Annotated in this window: 13 protein-coding genes and 2 pseudogenes; 5 read left to right on the top strand and 10 right to left on the bottom strand. The window is 55.3% G+C overall.

The window, feature by feature from the left end; all coding sequences use genetic code 11:
- Position 1: 1 nt before the first annotated feature.
- The 5 genes from thiG (at position 2) to G9X48_RS01190 (ending at position 4,076) form a co-directional block, all read left to right on the top strand.
- Positions 2-772 carry a thiazole synthase gene (gene thiG / locus G9X48_RS01210; protein WP_097641838.1) on the top strand — a complete coding sequence of 257 codons (771 nt, stop codon included), beginning with the start codon at positions 2-4 and terminating at the stop codon, positions 770-772.
- Positions 769-1,902 (top strand): 2-iminoacetate synthase ThiH, encoded by a 1,134-nt coding sequence (thiH, locus tag G9X48_RS01205; protein WP_054625561.1) that lies wholly within the window; start codon positions 769-771, stop codon positions 1,900-1,902. Before thiG ends, thiH begins: the two co-directional genes overlap by 4 nt.
- A 313-nt stretch (positions 1,903-2,215) precedes the next feature.
- Positions 2,216-2,524, top strand: a complete 309-nt coding sequence (locus G9X48_RS01200) for a PTS sugar transporter subunit IIB (RefSeq protein ID WP_004388109.1) — start codon at positions 2,216-2,218, stop codon at positions 2,522-2,524.
- Between the two features lie 4 nt (positions 2,525-2,528).
- Complete coding sequence (locus G9X48_RS01195; RefSeq protein ID WP_004388110.1) at positions 2,529-2,846, top strand: PTS lactose/cellobiose transporter subunit IIA; 318 nt, start codon at positions 2,529-2,531, stop codon at positions 2,844-2,846.
- Between the two features lie 177 nt (positions 2,847-3,023).
- Positions 3,024-4,076: an AraC family transcriptional regulator gene (locus G9X48_RS01190; RefSeq protein ID WP_105629631.1), complete on the top strand. Its 1,053-nt coding sequence runs from the start codon at positions 3,024-3,026 to the stop codon at positions 4,074-4,076.
- Here the strand turns inward: G9X48_RS01190 and G9X48_RS21355 are convergent.
- The 10 genes and pseudogenes from G9X48_RS21355 to tuf form a co-directional block, all read right to left on the bottom strand.
- Positions 3,970-4,236, bottom strand: a pseudogene (locus G9X48_RS21355) (lipoprotein signal peptide); the annotation flags it as partial. The gene G9X48_RS01190 and the pseudogene G9X48_RS21355 overlap by 107 nt on opposite strands.
- Positions 4,237-4,354: 118 nt before the next feature.
- A complete protein-coding gene (gene rpoC, locus G9X48_RS01180) occupies positions 4,355-8,578 on the bottom strand; it encodes a DNA-directed RNA polymerase subunit beta' (protein WP_007896364.1) in 4,224 nt (1,407 codons plus the stop codon).
- 76 nt (positions 8,579-8,654) lie between these two features.
- Positions 8,655-12,683, bottom strand: coding sequence for a DNA-directed RNA polymerase subunit beta (rpoB, locus tag G9X48_RS01175; protein WP_032989041.1), 4,029 nt, complete (start codon positions 12,681-12,683; stop codon positions 8,655-8,657).
- A 317-nt stretch (positions 12,684-13,000) separates the two neighbouring features.
- Entirely contained in the window at positions 13,001-13,369 is a 369-nt protein-coding gene (gene rplL, locus G9X48_RS01170) for a 50S ribosomal protein L7/L12 (protein WP_004387079.1), read from the bottom strand.
- A 66-nt stretch (positions 13,370-13,435) separates the two neighbouring features.
- On the bottom strand, positions 13,436-13,933 hold the full coding sequence (rplJ, locus tag G9X48_RS01165) for a 50S ribosomal protein L10 (RefSeq protein WP_004387080.1): 498 nt from the start codon (positions 13,931-13,933) through the stop codon (positions 13,436-13,438).
- A 291-nt stretch (positions 13,934-14,224) separates the two neighbouring features.
- Entirely contained in the window at positions 14,225-14,929 is a 705-nt protein-coding gene (gene rplA, locus G9X48_RS01160) for a 50S ribosomal protein L1 (RefSeq protein ID WP_004387081.1), read from the bottom strand.
- A gap of 3 nt (positions 14,930-14,932) precedes the next feature.
- On the bottom strand, positions 14,933-15,361 hold the full coding sequence (gene rplK, locus G9X48_RS01155) for a 50S ribosomal protein L11 (RefSeq protein WP_004387082.1): 429 nt from the start codon (positions 15,359-15,361) through the stop codon (positions 14,933-14,935).
- Between the two features lie 150 nt (positions 15,362-15,511).
- Positions 15,512-16,057, bottom strand: a complete 546-nt coding sequence (gene nusG, locus G9X48_RS01150; protein WP_001287521.1) for a transcription termination/antitermination protein NusG — start codon at positions 16,055-16,057, stop codon at positions 15,512-15,514.
- 1 nt (position 16,058) lies between these two features.
- A complete protein-coding gene (gene secE, locus G9X48_RS01145; protein WP_004387083.1) occupies positions 16,059-16,442 on the bottom strand; it encodes a preprotein translocase subunit SecE in 384 nt (127 codons plus the stop codon).
- 234 nt (positions 16,443-16,676) lie between these two features.
- Positions 16,677-16,810 (bottom strand): annotated as a pseudogene (gene tuf / locus G9X48_RS01140) (elongation factor Tu); the annotation flags it as partial.

Genomic DNA, 16,810 nt, shown 5'->3' with positions numbered 1-16,810 from the left:
GATGTTACGAATCGCGGATAAAACTTTTCAATCACGCCTGTTTACCGGCACCGGTAAATTCGCGTCACCATCGCTGATGCTGGAGGCGATACGTGAGAGCGGCAGCGAGATGGCGACACTCGCCATGAAGCGTGTGGATCTGCTGCGTCGTGACGATGCGCTGCTGGCGCCGTTGCAGGCATCCGGCGTAGCGTTGTTGCCAAACACGTCCGGCGCGAAAACCGCCGAAGAGGCCGTCTTCGCCGCGCAGCTCGCCCGCGAGGCGCTGGGTACGCACTGGATCAAACTCGAGATCCACCCGGACGCCCGCTGGCTGCTGCCGGACCCGATAGAAACGCTGCGGGCGGCGGAAAAACTGGTCGCGCAGGGGTTTGTGGTGTTGCCCTATTGCGGCGCGGATCCGGTGCTCTGCAAGCGCCTGGAGGAAGTGGGCTGCGCGGCGGTGATGCCGCTCGGCGCGCCGATTGGCTCTAATCAGGGGCTGCAGACTCGGGCGCTGCTGGAAATCATCATCGCGCAGGCGAGCGTGCCGGTGGTGGTGGACGCGGGCATCGGCGCGCCAAGCCATGCCGCCGAGGCGCTGGAGATGGGGGCCGATGCGGTGCTGGTAAACACGGCGATTGCCGTGGCGCGCGATCCGGTGGCGATGGCGCGGGCGTTCCGCCAGGCCGTTGAGGCAGGTCGTACCGGGTTTGAGGCCGGGCTCGGCGCGCGCGCGTTTCAGGCGCAGGCCACCAGCCCGCTCACCGGTTTTCTGGAGGCGCAGGCATGAACACCTTTACCGACCGCTGGCGTACGCTGAACTGGGACGACATCCGGCTGCGCATTCACAGCAAAACCGCGCGCGATGTCGAGCGGGCGCTCGCCGCTGCGCATCCTGACCGGGAAGATATGATGGCGCTGCTCTCCCCGGCCGCGCTGGATTATCTCGAACCGCTGGCGCAGCGCGCGCAGCAGCTCACCCGCCAGCGCTTTGGCAACACCGTCAGCTTCTATGTACCGCTCTATCTTTCCAATCTTTGCGCCAACGAATGCACCTATTGCGGTTTCTCAATGAGCAACCGCATCAAGCGTAAGACGCTGGACGAAGAGGAAATTGCACGCGAATGCGCCGCCATTAAAGCGCTCGGGTTTGAACACCTGCTGCTGGTCACGGGTGAGCACCAGAATAAAGTGGGCATGGACTATTTCCGCCGTCACCTTCCGGCGATTCGCCGCCAGTTTGCGTCGCTGCAAATGGAAGTGCAGCCGCTCGCGCAGGCGGAATATGCCGAACTGAAAGCGCTCGGGCTGGACGGCGTGCTGGTCTATCAGGAGACGTACCATGAAGCGGTCTACGCCCGCCACCACCTGCGCGGCAACAAACAGGATTTCTTCTGGCGGCTGGAGACGCCGGACCGGCTCGGGCGCGCGGGCATTGACCGTATCGGGCTTGGCGCGCTCACCGGGTTGTCTGACTGCTGGCGCACCGATAACTATATGGTGGCGGAGCACTTGCTCTGGTTGCAACAGCGTTACTGGCAGAGCCGCTACTCTGTGGCGTTCCCGCGCCTGCGGCCCTGTGCAGGCGGAATTCAGCCAGCTTCCGTGATGGATGAACGCCAGCTGGTGCAGCTCATCTGCGCCTTTCGCCTGTTTGCGCCCGAAGCCGAGCTGTCGCTTTCTACCCGCGAATCGCCGCATTTTCGCGATAACGTGGTGCCGATTGCGATCAACGCCGTCAGCGCCTTTTCGCGCACCCAACCGGGTGGCTATGCCGACGGACATACCGAACTGGAGCAGTTCGCGCCGCATGACGGACGTCGCCCGGAAGCGGTTGCGGCCAGTCTGATACAGCGCGGACTGCAACCGGTGTGGAAAGACTGGGACGGATATCTGGGAAGAGGCGCGCAAAACGCCTGAAACCAAACGCAAACCGGCCGATATCTTTCGGCATATTACGCAAAACGGAGAGTTGCGCGTTGAGGGAAAACGCCTGCGGTTTTACTCTGCACCTGCCAGCCCGGGATGGCTGGCCGGGGCGGTTCCTGATGCTCTCTCTCTGCCGCCCCGCCTCCCGACTTTTGCCTGACTGCAAAAGAAACGGGCTTTGGTAACCGGTTTCCGTTTTTGAGCCTTTCTTTGTGATGGGTAACACACAATCACATCAAAGCGGTTGTTGGGACAGGAGGTGGGGGATAAATATCAAGGAAACAACAGTCACAGAGAGCGGATTATGAAAAATATCGTTTTATGCTGTGCCGCAGGTATGTCCACCAGCATGCTGGTTCAACGGATGAAAGACGCTGCCCAGAAAAAAGGCGTTGAGGTGGATATTAAGGCCGTTCCGGTCGCGGAGTTTAAAGATATTATCGGCACCGCCGACATCGTACTGCTTGGCCCGCAGGTCAAATATGAACAGCCCAAGTTTCAGGAAATTGCCGATCCGCTGGGTAAAAAAGTGGCCGTTATCGACATGATGGATTACGGCATGATGAAAGGCGACGTGGTACTGGATAAAGCCCTCAAGATGCTGGAGCAATAAGGACATGGAAGATTTAGAGTCGATTATCATGGAGCTGCTGGTTAACGCCGGTAGCGCGCGCAGCCAGGCGCTGACGGCGCTGCAACTGGCCCGTAAAGGCGATTTCGAAGGTGCCGAAAAAGCGATGGAAGAGTCGCACGAATTCGTGAAGCATGCGCATAAAATCCAGACGCAGCTTATCGGGCTCGACGAAGGCAGCGGTAAACTGCCGGTCAATCTCATTACTGTTCACTCCCAGGACCATCTGATGAACGCGATGGTTATCCAGGATCTGGCGGGCGATCTGATAGAGCTTTACCGCCGCCTGCCGCTGGTAAAATAACGCTTTGCGACGCGCCTCATATCGCAATCATGCCCGGTGTCGCCGGGCATTTTTATATCCATGACGCAAGTCTGTTTGCAAGCCGCTAAACCGGGCGGTGTCTTTTATACACGCTTTATGGCACAACGATGTTCTCATGTGCCGTCAGGCCCGTTAATGATAAGACAGGTTTTTGCCATGCCCTCCGTTCCCGTTCCGGTGTTTACCCTTGCTATTCTTCTGATGCTGCTGGCGAAAATCTCGTTATCTGGCAGCGGTCATTACCGGCGGGCGATTATGTTTCTTGCCGGATGCGCGCTGCTGGTGATTATCTCTGCGCTGCGCTGGTCGTTCGATTTTCAGGCCTTACGCCAGCTGCAATCGCTGGCGGCCATCGCCCTGCCGCCCCTTGCCTGGCGCTGTTTTAGTGAACGCACCTCACCTCAGCCGTTACGGCGAAATATCATAATATCTGCGCCCGCCGTGGTGGCGCTTATCGTTAACCTGATGTTTTCTGCAGCAACAGATGCTGCGCTCGCCGCACTTTATCTCGGTTATGGTATCGCCCTGCTGCGCATTGCTCGCAAAGGATCGGATGCCTTCCCGCAAAGCCGCCTGAGCGATGCGCCGATGGCGGCGAGGCTTGCTTTTGGCGCAGGCGCGTTTCTCTGCTTTAGCGGACTGACCGATATCGCCATCGCGGCAGACTTCAGCTTTTTTCATGGAGAGCAGGCACCTGTACTGGTAGCCACGTCGCAGATGATATTGCTGCCGTTTATCTGCCTCGCCATCGTGTTACCCGTCAGAACACGCGCGCAGCCTGCATCTGCAGACGTCACCGTTCCGGACACGAGCGAGAAAACCAGCGATGCCTTTCAGGATGCACAGCGCTGCGCGCAGCTTGAAGAGACGCTGCGCGCGCGGTCGCTTTATCTGAGCCCTGATCTCACGCTGGATCTGCTGGCGCGAAAAACCGGCACCCCTGCCCGTCATATCTCGCGGGCGGTGAATGCCACGCGGGGTTGTAACGTCTCGCAGTGGATTAATAGCTTTCGCATCGCGCATGCGCAGCAGCTGTTGCGCCAGACCGCTTCACCCGTTACGGAGGTGATGCTCGCGTCAGGCTTCAATACCAAATCCAATTTTAATCGCGAGTTTTCGCGGGTTGTGGGGATGAGCCCGGTGGAATATCGCCGCGCGGCGGCTGATAACGCAGCGCCTGATTCAGAAAGCCGCTTATCTGCGCCGTGAGCTGCTGATGGATTTTCTCACGGCTGAAGCCAGCACCATCACTGCACACAATCCCTTCTCCCGGCTCCTGCGCTTCTATCACCGCTTGCGCGCCTGGTTTACAAAGCTGCATGAAGCTGAAGTGTGTAGCACCAGGCACGCTAATGGCGCGGGCGAGTTGACGGAGTTGTAGCATCGGAGCGGTGTGCGGGCGTCCTGAAACGCGATCGAGGACGTTTGAATGGATTTAAGACGTAAAAAAACCCGCCGAAGCGGGTTTTTAATCAGGCGAAGAACGATTACTCGTTGTCGTTGCCGCCCAGACCTGCGTTCAGCAGTTCTGCCAGGCTTGCAGACGCGTCTTCCGCAGTCACCTGCGGTGCTGCCGGGAGTTCACCCGCAGCGCGACGGCGCATACGATCCTGGTGGTACGCGTAACCGGTACCGGCCGGGATCAGACGACCCACGATAACGTTCTCTTTCAGGCCGCGCAGTTCGTCGCGTTTGCCCGCAACGGCTGCTTCGGTGAGCACGCGAGTGGTCTCCTGGAACGATGCCGCGGAGATGAAGGACTCGGTAGCCAGAGACGCTTTGGTGATACCCAGCAGGTCGCGCATGTAAGTCGCGCTGACTTTGCCGTTCGCTTCCAGTTCGCGGTTAGCGATCTTGACGCGAGAGTATTCAACCTGCTCACCTTCCAGGAACTCGGAGCTGCCCGCGTCCATGATGGTGGCTTTACGCAGCATCTGACGAACGATAACTTCGATGTGCTTATCGTTAATCTTAACGCCCTGCAGACGGTAAACGTCCTGCACTTCGTTAACGATGTAACGGGTCACCGCCTGAACGCCACGCAGACGCAGAATGTCATGCGGCGCTTCCGGACCATCGGAGATTACGTCACCACGTTCCACACGTTCGCCTTCGAACACGTTGAGCTGACGCCATTTCGGGATCATCTCTTCGTATGCGTCACCGCCATCAACCGGGGTGATAACCAGACGACGTTTGCCTTTGGTTTCTTTACCGAAGGAGACGATACCCGCCACTTCAGCAAGGATTGCCGGCTCTTTCGGACGACGCGCTTCGAACAGATCCGCAACGCGCGGCAGACCACCGGTGATGTCCTTGGTACCGCCGGATTCCTGCGGAATACGCGCCAGGGTGTCACCGGAACTGATCTGAACGCCATCTTCCAGCTGAACAATTGCTTTACCCGGCAGGAAGTACTGAGCCGGCATGTCGGTGCCCGGGATCAGAACGTCGTTACCGTTAGCGTCGACAATTTTCAGCGCCGGACGCAGATCTTTACCGCCCGCAGTACGTTCTGAAGAATCCAGAACCACCAGCGAAGACAGACCGGTCAGCTCGTCAGTCTGACGAGTAATGGTCTGGCCGTCGATCATGTCGGTGAAACGAATGTAACCCGCCACTTCGGTGATAACCGGCATGGTATGCGGATCCCAGTTCGCGACGGTTTCGCCGCCTGCGACCTGCTCGCCGTCACCTTTCGCCATAACAGCACCGTAAGGCACTTTATAGCTTTCTTTGGTACGGCCGAATTCGTCGATCAGTTTCAGCTCGGTGTTACGGGAAGTAACAACCAGCTTACCGCTGGAGTTAACAACCGACTTCGCGTTGCTCAGACGGATGCTACCTTTGTTTTTCACCTGGATGCTGGATTCAGCAGCCGCACGAGATGCCGCACCACCGATGTGGAACGTACGCATCGTCAGCTGAGTACCCGGCTCACCGATGGACTGTGCTGCGATAACGCCGATGGCCTCACCTTTGTTGATGATGTGGCCACGCGCGAGGTCACGACCGTAGCAGTGCGCACAGACGCCGAAGTCGGTGTCACAGGTTACTACGGAGCGAACTTTAACGCTGTCTACGGAGTTAGCTTCCAGGATGTCACACCACTGCTCGTTGAGGAGCGTGTTGCGCGCAACCAGGATATCCGCCGTGCCAGGCTTCAGCACGTCTTCTGCCGTTACACGACCCAGAACGCGATCGCGCAGCGGCTCTTTAACATCGCCACCCTCGATAACCGGGGTCATGGTGATGCCTTCCAGCGTGCCGCAATCGTCTTCGGTCACAACCAGATCCTGCGCGACGTCAACCAGACGACGAGTCAGGTAACCGGAGTTCGCGGTTTTCAGTGCGGTATCCGCCAGACCTTTACGAGCACCGTGGGTCGAGATGAAGTACTGGAGTACGTTCAGACCTTCACGGAAGTTCGCGGTGATCGGCGTTTCGATGATGGAGCCATCCGGCTTCGCCATCAGACCACGCATACCCGCCAGCTGACGAATCTGTGCCGCAGAACCACGCGCACCGGAGTCGGCCATCATATAGATGCTGTTAAAGGAAACCTGCTGCTCTTCTTCGCCGTTACGGTTGATAACGGTTTCGGTCTGCAGGTTGTCCATCATCGCCTTGGATACGCGATCGTTCGCCGCAGCCCAGATATCGATGACTTTGTTATAGCGTTCGCCCGCGGTAACCAGACCAGACTGGAACTGCTCCTGGATCTCGGCCACTTCCGCTTCGGCTTCGGCGATGATCTCGGCTTTTTTCGCCGGGATAACCATATCGTCGATACCAACGGACGCACCAGAACGTGCTGCATACGCAAAACCGGTATACATGGTCTGGTCAGCAAAAATAACGGTCGGCTTCAGGCCCAGAATGCGGTAACAGGTGTTCAGCATTTTGGAGATCGCTTTTTTACCGAGCGGCTGGTTCACGATAGAGAACGGCAGACCTTTCGGTACGATCATCCACAGGATGGCACGGCCAACCGTGGTGTCGATCAGGCTGGTTTTCGCAACGAACTCGCCGTTCGCGTCTTTTTCGTATTCAGTGATACGAACTTTTACGCGAGCGTGCAGTTCAGCCTGGCCTGAGCGGTACAGACGTTCCGCTTCTTTCGGGCCAGTCAGCACCATGCCTTCGCCTTTGGCGTTAATCTTGTCGCGGGTCATGTAGTACAGACCCAGTACAACGTCCTGAGACGGAACGATGATTGGTTCGCCGTTCGCCGGAGACAGGATGTTGTTGGTAGACATCATCAGCGCACGCGCTTCGAGCTGGGCTTCCAGCGTCAGCGGTACGTGAACAGCCATCTGGTCACCATCGAAGTCGGCGTTGTATGCCGCACAAACCAGCGGGTGCAGCTGGATAGCTTTACCTTCGATCAGTACCGGTTCGAACGCCTGAATACCCAGACGGTGCAGGGTCGGCGCACGGTTCAGCAGTACCGGGTGCTCACGGATAACTTCGTCCAGGATATCCCAAACAACCGCTTCTTCGCGCTCAACCATTTTCTTGGCGGCTTTGATGGTGGTCGCGAGGCCACGCAGTTCCAGCTTGCCGTAGATGAACGGTTTGAACAGTTCCAGCGCCATTTTCTTCGGCAGGCCGCACTGGTGCAGACGCAGGTACGGACCTACGGTAATTACGGAACGACCAGAGTAGTCCACGCGCTTACCGAGCAGGTTCTGACGGAAACGACCCTGCTTACCTTTGATCATGTCTGCCAGTGATTTCAGCGGACGCTTGTTGGAGCCGGTGATCGCACGACCGCGACGGCCGTTATCCAGCAGGGCATCTACCGCTTCCTGCAGCATACGTTTTTCGTTGCGTACGATGATGTCCGGCGCAGCGAGATCCAGCAGACGTTTCAGACGGTTGTTACGGTTGATCACGCGACGATACAGATCGTTCAGATCCGACGTTGCGAAACGACCGCCATCCAGCGGAACCAGCGGACGCAGATCCGGCGGCAGCACTGGCAGCACGGTCAGGATCATCCACTCCGGCTTGTTGCCAGACTGTACGAACGCTTCCAGCAGCTTGATGCGCTTGGTCAGCTTTTTACGCTTGGTTTCGGAGTTGGTTTCGTTCAGCTCTTCACGCAGCTGCTCGCACTCGGCTTCCAGGTCCATGCTTTTCAGCAGAGCCTGAATAGCTTCGGCGCCCATTTTCGCGTCGAACTCGTCACCGAACTCTTCCAGCGCGTCCAGGTACTGCTCTTCAGTCAGGATCTGGCTGCGCTCGAGGTTGGTCATGCCACCCTCGATAACCACGTAAGATTCAAAATACAGTACACGTTCGATATCGCGCAGCGGCATATCCAGCAGCAGACCGATACGGGACGGCAGTGATTTCAGGAACCAGATGTGCGCGGTCGGGGAAGCCAGTTCGATGTGGCCCATGCGCTCACGACGCACTTTAGTCTGGGTCACTTCAACGCCGCACTTCTCACAAATCACACCGCGGTGTTTCAGGCGCTTGTACTTACCGCACAGGCACTCATAGTCTTTTACCGGCCCAAAGATACGGGCGCAGAACAGACCATCGCGCTCCGGTTTGAAGGTACGGTAGTTAATGGTTTCCGGCTTTTTAACTTCACCGAAAGACCAGGAACGGATCATGTCTGGCGACGCCAGAGCAATTTTGATCGCATCAAACTCTTCGGTTTTAGTTTGCGCTTTCAGAAACTTTAATAAGTCTTTCACGGATTGGCTCCCGTCGGAGTTAGCACATTCCGGCGTCGGGTGTTACCCCGACGCCAGTGACCTGTTTGAGCGAGAATTACTCGTCTTCCAGTTCGATGTTGATGCCCAGCGAGCGAATCTCTTTCAACAATACGTTGAACGATTCCGGCATGCCCGGTTCCATCTGATGGTTGCCATCCACGATGTTCTTATACATCTTGGTACGGCCGTTCACGTCATCAGACTTAACGGTAAGCATTTCCTGCAGGGTGTAGGCGGCGCCGTAAGCTTCCAGCGCCCACACTTCCATCTCACCGAAGCGCTGGCCACCGAACTGCGCCTTACCACCCAGCGGCTGCTGGGTAACCAGGCTGTAAGAACCGGTGGAACGAGCGTGCATCTTGTCGTCAACCAGGTGGTTCAGTTTCAGCATGTACATGTAACCTACGGTTACCGGACGCTCGAACTGTTCACCAGTACGGCCATCGAACAGGGTGATCTGACCGGAAGTCGGCAGGTCGCCCAGCTGCAGCAGCTCTTTAATTTCAGCTTCTTTCGCGCCGTCGAATACCGGCGTGGCGAGCGGCATACCTTTACGCAGGTTTTCAGCCAGACGCAGTACTTCGTCATCGCTGAAGGTGTTCAGGTCAACTTTCTGACGAACATCCTGGCCGAGGTCGTAAGCTTTCTGGATGAATTCACGCAGTTTCGCGACTTCTTCCTGACGCTTCAGCATGGCGTTGATCTTATCGCCGATACCTTTCGCCGCCATACCCAGGTGAGTTTCCAGGATCTGACCGATGTTCATACGAGACGGTACGCCCAGCGGGTTCAGTACGATGTCTACCGGCGTGCCGTTTTCATCGTAAGGCATATCTTCGATCGGGTTGATCTTGGAGATAACACCTTTGTTACCGTGGCGGCCTGCCATCTTATCGCCCGGCTGGATCTGACGTTTAACGGCCAGATACACCTTAACGATCTTCAGCACGCCCGGCGCCAGATCGTCACCCTGGGTGATTTTGCGGCGTTTCGCTTCGAGTTTCTTCTCAAACTCGTGCTTCAGTTCGTCGTACTGCTCAGCCAGCTGTTCCAGCTGATTCTGTTTCTCTTCGTCGGTCAGGCCGAGTTCCAGCCAGCGGTCGCGCGGCAGTTTGTCGAGCTTCTCGGCTTCAACGCCGCCTGCGATCAGTACAGCGCGAATACGGCTGAACAGACCGGCTTCGAGGATCTGCAGTTCTTCAGACAGGTCTTTTTTGGCCTGCTTGAGCTGCATTTCTTCGATTTCCAGCGCACGTTTATCTTTTTCCACGCCATCGCGGGTAAAGACCTGAACGTCGATAACCGTACCGGAAACGCCGTTCGGCACACGCAGAGAAGAGTCTTTAACGTCAGACGCTTTCTCACCGAAGATAGCACGCAGCAGTTTCTCTTCCGGCGTCAGCTGGGTTTCACCTTTCGGCGTTACCTTGCCCACCAGAATGTCGCCGCCGGTCACTTCCGCGCCGATGTAGACGATACCGGATTCATCCAGTTTGGAGAGCGCAGCTTCACCCACGTTCGGGATGTCAGCGGTAATCTCTTCCGGCCCCAGCTTAGTATCACGAGATACGCACGCCAGTTCCTGGATGTGAATCGTGGTGAAACGGTCTTCCTGGACAACACGCTCGGAAACGAGGATGGAGTCTTCGAAGTTGTAGCCGTTCCACGGCATGAACGCTACGCGCATGTTCTGACCGAGCGCCAGTTCACCGAGGTCGGTGGACGGACCGTCTGCCAGCACGTCGCCGCGCTCAACCGGTTCATTCAGAGACACGCACGGCATCTGGTTGATGCAGGTGTTCTGGTTAGAACGGGTGTATTTGGTCAGGTTATAGATGTCGATACCTGCTTCGCCCGGGTACATCTCGTCTTCGTTAACTTTGATAACGATACGGGACGCATCCACGTACTGAACGATACCGCCACGTTTGGCCACGGCGGTTACACCGGAGTCAACGGCAACAGCACGTTCCATACCGGTACCTACCAGCGGCTTATCAGCGCGCAGGGTTGGAACCGCCTGACGTTGCATGTTCGCACCCATCAATGCACGGTTGGCGTCATCGTGCTCAAGGAACGGGATCAGGGACGCACCGACAGAAACCACCTGCTGGGTGGAAACGTCCATATAGTCAACCTGGTCTGCGCTGAAGAGGCTGGATTCGCCTTTGCTGCGGCAGGTGACCAAATCATCGGCGAAGCGGCCTTCTTCGGTCAGGTTGGTGTTCGCCTGCGCGATAACGTAGTTACCTTCTTCGATAGCGGAGAGGTAATGAATTTCATCAGTCACCACACCGTCGGTCACTTTACGGTACGGCGTCTCAAGGAAGCCATACTCGTTAGTCTGCGCGTACACGGACAGGGAGTTGATCAGACCGATGTTCGGACCTTCCGGCGTTTCGATAGGACATACGCGACCGTAGTGGGTCGGGTGAACGTCTCGAACTTCGAAGCCTGCGCGCTCACGCGTCAGACCACCCGGGCCGAGTGCAGAGATACGACGCTTGTGCGTGATCTCAGACAGCGGGTTGTTCTGGTCCATAAACTGAGAAAGCTGGCTTGAACCGAAGAACTCTTTCACCGCCGCGGAGATAGGCTTGGCGTTGATCATATCCTGCGGCATCAGGGTATCCAGATCGCCCAGAGACAGACGCTCTTTCACCGCACGCTCTACACGCACCAGGCCAACGCGGAACTGGTTTTCTGCCATTTCGCCAACGGAACGGATACGACGGTTGCCGAGGTGGTCGATATCGTCCACTTCGCCTTTACCGTTACGGATATCGATGAGCTTCTTCATCACGTCGATGATGTCAGCTTTGCTCAGGATACCGGAACCTTCGATCTCGTCGCGCAGCAGAGAACGGTTGAACTTCATGCGGCCAACCGCAGACAGATCGTAACGATCTTCAGAGAAGAACAGGTTCTCAAACAGGCTTTCTGCCGCTTCACGCGTCGGCGGCTCGCCAGGACGCATCATGCGGTAGATCTCAACCAGCGCGCTCAGGCGATCGGTGGTCGGGTCGACGCGGACAGTCTCAGAAATATACGGGCCGTGGTCGAGGTCGTTAGTGAACAGCGTCTCGATACGTTTGTGGCCAGCCTGGCTCAGTTTCGCCAGCAGATCCAGAGACAGTTCCATGTTAGCCGGGCAAATCAGCTCGCCAGTGGAAGCATCCACATAATCTTTCGCAGCGACTTTACCGGCGATGTATTCAACCGGAACTTCGATGTGTTTGATTTCGTCTTTTTCAAGCTGGCGGATATGACGCGCAGTGATACGACGGCCTTTTTCTACGTAGATTTTGCCGTTTGCTTCGATATCAAAGGACGCGGTTTCACCACGCAGACGCTCCGGAATCAGCTCCATCTGCAGCTTGTTGTCGCGGATTTCGAAAACCACTTTTTCGAAGAACAGGTCAAGGATCTGCTCAGTGGTGTAATCCAGCGCGCGCAGGATGATAGTTGCCGGCAGCTTACGACGACGGTCGATACGGACAAACAGGTTGTCTTTCGGATCGAATTCGAAGTCCAGCCAGGAGCCACGGTAAGGAATGATGCGTGCGTTATACAGCACCTTACCAGAGGAGTGGGTTTTACCCTTGTCGCTGTCAAAGAACACGCCCGGGCTACGGTGCAGCTGAGAAACGATAACACGCTCAGTACCGTTGATGACAAAGGTACCGTTATCGGTCATGAGCGGGATTTCGCCCATGTAAACTTCTTGCTCTTTGATGTCTTTAACGGTGCCTTCCGGCGCTTCGCGCTCGTAGATCACCAGACGCAGCTTAACGCGCAGCGGTGCCGAATAGGTCACGCCACGGATTTGGCATTCTTTAACATCAAAAACAGGTTCGCCAAGACGGTAGCTGACGTACTGCAGTTCCGAATTGCCGCTGTAGCTCTGGATCGGGAATACGGAGCGGAAAGCTGCTTCCAGGCCGTACTGACCCTCAGGATCTTGCTCGATAAATTTCTGGAACGAGTCAAGCTGGATAGAAAGGAGATAGGGAACATCCAGAACTTGTGGACGTTTACCAAAATCCTTACGAATACGTTTTTTCTCGGTATAGGAGTAAACCATAGGGTTCCTCAGCTCGCTGACAAGTCGACCCACTCTGTCCATCGAAGGGACAGTTTATGCAACACCATTTTGTTGACCGAAAAGTGGAACACTTTTCGCAATACCTGTTGCTATCACGCTTAAACCATTTCATTGCGATTTACACAGTGCCGAAACCCTGTCGCAGTATATTAAGTCGTCGATAGAAACAAGCATTGACGGGTAACCAGCAGTAAAACAGTGTGAAACGCTACTGGTCCCCTAGCGCAAAAAGGCTGGTGACCAAAAAGTCACCAGCCATCAGCCTGATTTCTCAGGCTGCCACCAGAAGGGTTGGCTTATTTAACTTCAACTTCAGCGCCAGCTTCTTCCAGAGATTTTTTCAGAGCTTCAGCGTCATCTTTGCTCACGCCTTCTTTCAGAGCGGCCGGAGCAGATTCTACCAGGTCTTTAGCTTCTTTCAGACCCAGGCCAGTCGCGCCACGTACTGCTTTGATAACAGCAACTTTGTTAGCGCCAGCGGCTTTCAGAATAACGTCGAATTCAGTTTTCTCTTCAGCAGCTTCAGCCGGGCCAGCAGCAGCAACAGCTACAGCAGCAGCAGCGGAAACACCGAATTTTTCTTCCATTGCAGAGATCAGTTCTACAACGTCCATTACGGACATAGCGGATACTGCTTCAATGATTTGATCTTTAGTGATAGACATTTAATTGTTCCTGAATATCAGAATAAGTTTTATACGTAAGCAAATGCGTTGCGAGAGTAAGCGCTATTAAGCAGCTTCTTTTGCGTCGCGTACAGCAGCCAGAGTACGAACCAGTTTGCCGGCAGCGGCTTCTTTCATGGTCGACATCAGACGTGCAATTGCTTCTTCGTAAGTCGGCAGAGTTGCCAGGCGATCGATCTGGGACGCCGGGATCAGCTCACCTTCAAAGGCAGCGGCTTTAACCTCAAATTTTGCATTCGCTTTCGCGAACTCTTTGAACAGACGAGCAGCAGCGCCCGGGTGTTCCATAGAGTATGCAATCAGGGTCGGACCAACGAACGCGTCTTTCAGGCACTCAAAAGCAGTACCTTCAACAGCACGGCGCAGCAGGGTGTTACGAACAACACGCATGTATACGCCAGCTTCGCGACCTGCTTTACGCAGTTCGGTCATTTTATCTACGGTTACGCCACGGGAATCCGCAACAACCGCAGACAGCGCGCCTTTGGCTACTTCGCTGACTTCAGCAACAATCGCTTGTTTGTCTTGAAGATTTAAAGCCATTAGCTTTTGCTCCTGGATTTTAGCCGGGACACGTCCCGGAACTCACTTCACTCAATCATACGAAAGAGCGTCGAAATACGGTGAGCAGAAACAAGCCAAAGACTACTTAAAAAATATTCTTCAGGTTCTGTCACCGTCTACGCAGGGAATTAAGCTTCTTACGAAACACCTGCGGTCTTGGACGGAGGCCTGGATAAGGCCAGGCTCCAACCGAAAATCTTTTGTGCTCTGCTTAGCAGAACAATGGGCGTAAGATTGTAGACAAATTCGACGCCCACGTAAAGAGGCGAATTAGTTCGCCGCTGCGCTCAGACCAGACTGGTCTACCGCAACACCTGCGCCCATGGTGGTGGACAGGCTAACTTTCTTGATGTACACGCCTTTAGCAGAAGACGGTTTTGCTTTTTTCAGAGCAACCAGCAGCGCTTCCAGGTTTTCTTTCAGTTTGTCAGCGTCGAAATCCACTTTACCGATGGTGGTGTGAATGATGCCGTTTTTGTCGTTACGGTAACGAACCTGACCCGCTTTAGCGTTTTTAACCGCTTCAGCAACGTTCGGCGTTACAGTACCAACTTTCGGGTTCGGCATCAGGCCACGCGGACCCAGAACCTGGCCCAGCTGGCCAACAACGCGCATTGCATCCGGGGAAGCAATAACAACGTCAAAGTTCATTTCGCCTTTCTTGATCTGCTCAGCCAGATCTTCCATACCTACCAGCTCAGCGCCAGCCGCTTTAGCAGCTTCAGCGTTCGGGCCCTGGGTAAATACGGCAACGCGAACAGAACGGCCAGTACCGTGCGGCAGTACAGTCGCACCACGTACGTTCTGGTCAGATTTACGAGCGTCGATGCCGAGGTTTACAGCAACGTCAACGCTTTCTACGAACTTAGCGGTAGCCAGTTCTTTCAGCAGAGTGATGGCTTCGTTGATGTCGTACTGTTTGGTCGCATCAACTTTGTCACGGATCACACGCATGCGCTTGGTCAGTTTAGCCATTTCTTAGTCCTCCACTACCAGGCCCATGGAACGTGCAGTACCTTCGATGGAGCGAGTCATCGCTTCAATGTCGGCGCCAGTCATGTCAGCAGCTTTGGTCTGTGCGATTTCCTGCAGCTGAGCGCGGGTAATGGTACCCACTTTGTCTTTGTTCGGCTTACCGGAACCAGACTTGATACCAGCCGCTTTTTTCAGCAGTACTGCTGCCGGCGGGGTTTTGGTAACGAAGGTGAAAGAACGGTCAGCGTAAACGGTAATAACAACCGGAATCGGCAGACCTTTTTCCATGGAATCAGTCTTCGCGTTGAACGCTTTACAGAATTCCATGATGTTAACACCCTGCTGACCCAGAGCCGGACCGACCGGCGGGCTCGGGTTAGCCATACCAGCTGCAACCTGCAGCTTAACGTAGGCTTGTACTTTCTTGGCCATGAAAATTTCCTCAGTTGGGTCTAGCGCCTCGACAAGGCTCCCCGTGATTAAAACGTTTTATGGGTTGGCCCCATAAAAACAAAAGGCGCGAAATTGTATTCCAATCTCGCGCCCTGTGCAACGGTTAACCGCTGGTTTTTCGAACTCAGCTTACGCTTTTTCTACCTGGCTAAAATCAAGCTCAACCGGCGTAGCACGACCGAAGATAGAAACCGACACTTTCAGGCGGCTCTTCTCGTAATCGACTTCTTCTACCACGCCGTTGAAGTCAGCAAACGGGCCGTCGTTAACACGAACCATCTCACCCGGCTCAAACAGCGTTTTCGGACGCGGTTTGTCGCCAACCTGCTGCAGGCGGTTCATGATAGCGTCAACTTCTTTGTCGCTGATTGGCGCAGGACGATCAGACGTACCGCCGATGAAACCCATCACGCGAGGTACGCTACGCACCAGGTGCCAGCTTGCGTCGTTCATGACCATCTGAACTAACACATAACCGGGGAAGAATTTGCGCTCGCTTTTGCGACGCTGGCCGCCACGGATTTCCACTACCTCTTCGGTAGGAACCATGACTTCGCCAAACAACTCTTCCATGTTGTGTAATTTGATATGCTCGCGCAGCGACGTTGCTACGCGGCCTTCAAAACCGGAAAACGCCTGAACGACGTACCAGCGCTTTTTAGGTGCTTCAGACATCTCAGAACCTCAGGCCAGTGATAAAGGATACCAGGCGGACCAGAATACCATCCAGCCCCCACAGGATCAGTGACATAACTGCGGTCACTGCAGCCACGATTAATGTGGTGTGCAACGTTTCCTGGCGAGTCGGCCAAATAACCTTACGGACTTCGGTTCTCGCTTCACGGGCAAAGGCGACAGTAGCTTTACCTTTTGTCGTCAACAGCGCGACACCACCCGCTGCAGCAATCAGAATAACTACCGCAAGAGCACGCAGCGGCAGAGTCACCTCACGGTAAAGAAAGTTGCCTACGATAGCTACGATCAGCAGCGCAGCGACAACCAACCACTTCATCACTTCCAGGCCGCGCCCGCTTCCCTGAGCTTCGGTATTCGCACTCATAAACCAACCTGTCATAGTAAATCAGACAAACATTTTTGCCCCGCACGTGCGAGGCAAGCCAGACCGAATTGCTCTTTTTACATTGCGCTTCGGAGTTACGCTATCTGCAGAGCCTGTCTCAGCAATGATTATGTGGAATAAATCACTGATGAGCCAGGTTCTGGGCCGAGAGCGTGCAAAAAGGGCATCAAATGATGCCCTTTTATTGCGCATTGCGTCAAATGTTATCAGCGATTAGCCGAGAACTTTAGCAACCACGCCCGCGCCAACGGTACGGCCGCCTTCGCGGATTGCGAAACGCAGACCGTCGTCCATCGCGATCGGGTGGATCAGGGTAACAACCATTTTGATGTTGTCGCCCGGCATTA

Origin of the sequence: Cronobacter sp. HA18006, assembly GCF_011605445.1 — a bacterium.
GTDB classification, from domain to species: Bacteria; Pseudomonadota; Gammaproteobacteria; order Enterobacterales; family Enterobacteriaceae; genus Cronobacter; species Cronobacter sakazakii.
Note: the sequence above shows the minus strand (reverse complement) of the source record. Positions and strands in the feature narration are given on the sequence as shown.

Excerpts from the sequence above, each read along its gene's own strand:
- secE (WP_004387083.1), bottom strand. The coding sequence starts at position 16,442 with ATGAGTGCGAATACCGAAGCTCAGGGAAGCGGGCGCGGCCTGGAAGTG.
- rplL (WP_004387079.1), bottom strand. The coding sequence starts at position 13,369 with ATGTCTATCACTAAAGATCAAATCATTGAAGCAGTATCCGCTATGTCC.
- nusG (WP_001287521.1), bottom strand. The coding sequence starts at position 16,057 with ATGTCTGAAGCACCTAAAAAGCGCTGGTACGTCGTTCAGGCGTTTTCC.
- G9X48_RS01195 (WP_004388110.1), top strand. The coding sequence starts at position 2,529 with ATGGAAGATTTAGAGTCGATTATCATGGAGCTGCTGGTTAACGCCGGT.
- rplK (WP_004387082.1), bottom strand. The coding sequence starts at position 15,361 with ATGGCCAAGAAAGTACAAGCCTACGTTAAGCTGCAGGTTGCAGCTGGT.
- rplJ (WP_004387080.1), bottom strand. The coding sequence starts at position 13,933 with ATGGCTTTAAATCTTCAAGACAAACAAGCGATTGTTGCTGAAGTCAGC.
- thiH (WP_054625561.1), top strand. The coding sequence starts at position 769 with ATGAACACCTTTACCGACCGCTGGCGTACGCTGAACTGGGACGACATC.
- G9X48_RS01200 (WP_004388109.1), top strand. The coding sequence starts at position 2,216 with ATGAAAAATATCGTTTTATGCTGTGCCGCAGGTATGTCCACCAGCATG.
- rplA (WP_004387081.1), bottom strand. The coding sequence starts at position 14,929 with ATGGCTAAACTGACCAAGCGCATGCGTGTGATCCGTGACAAAGTTGAT.
- rpoB (WP_032989041.1), bottom strand. The coding sequence starts at position 12,683 with ATGGTTTACTCCTATACCGAGAAAAAACGTATTCGTAAGGATTTTGGT.
- G9X48_RS01190 (WP_105629631.1), top strand. The coding sequence starts at position 3,024 with ATGCCCTCCGTTCCCGTTCCGGTGTTTACCCTTGCTATTCTTCTGATG.
- thiG (WP_097641838.1), top strand. The coding sequence starts at position 2 with ATGTTACGAATCGCGGATAAAACTTTTCAATCACGCCTGTTTACCGGC.